This is a genomic window from Nocardia pseudovaccinii NBRC 100343 (genome assembly GCF_001613225.1).
GTDB lineage: Bacteria > Actinomycetota > Actinomycetes > Mycobacteriales > Mycobacteriaceae > Nocardia > Nocardia pseudovaccinii.
In genome coordinates this window covers 1-638 of sequence record NZ_BDBY01000488.1, presented here as the reverse complement: position 1 = coordinate 638, position 638 = coordinate 1, and the positions used below count along the sequence as shown (strand labels likewise).

Annotated in this window: 1 protein-coding gene; it reads right to left on the bottom strand. The window is 67.7% G+C overall.

Going from position 1 to position 638, the window contains the following annotated elements:
• The coding region (locus tag NP3_RS49600) for a serine/threonine-protein kinase (protein ID WP_507762175.1) at positions 1-638 on the bottom strand (638 nt) is incomplete at both ends.

Below are 638 nucleotides of genomic sequence, written 5' to 3'. Positions count from 1 at the left end.
AGATGCTTGGAGTCGTTGGCCGCGTACACCACAACACCCGCCACGGCCAGTGCCAGCGCCATCACTACGGCTCCCAGTCCGATGGTCAGAGCGCGGTGACCGCTGGCCTTGCGCGGGGTGGCCGGTGGGAACGGGGTGCGGGGGATCGGTCTGGACGCAATCGCTGCTGCCGGAAGCGATCCGGGTGGAGTTTGCTTCGAGGGCATGGCCGCGGTAGGGGTCTGCGCCACCATGGGTGACCCGGCGCGGATTACCGTGGGCGGTGCTGTGACATGCGCTGCCGCTGCCGCTGCCGCTTGCTGCGATGCGGTCGGATCCCGCTGCGCCACAATGGTTTCCGCCGTACGTGCGGTTTGCGTCGACCGCTGCCCCCGCAAGGCGTCCTGCACGGCCGTGGCGAATTCCGCGCAGCTGCCGAACCGTTGCTCGCGCTGCTTGGCCATTCCCCGGGCCAGCACCTCATCGAGTGTGGGCGGCAGGTCGGGGCGGAATCGGGTCACTGGAGGTGCGGGCATGGTGAGGTGTCCGGCGATGACTTGGGCGGGATGTTCGGCTTCGAAGGGTGTGCGGTGGGCCAGCAGCGTGAAAAGCGTGCAGGCCAAGGAATATTGGTCGGTGCGATGATCCACTTCGGAGTC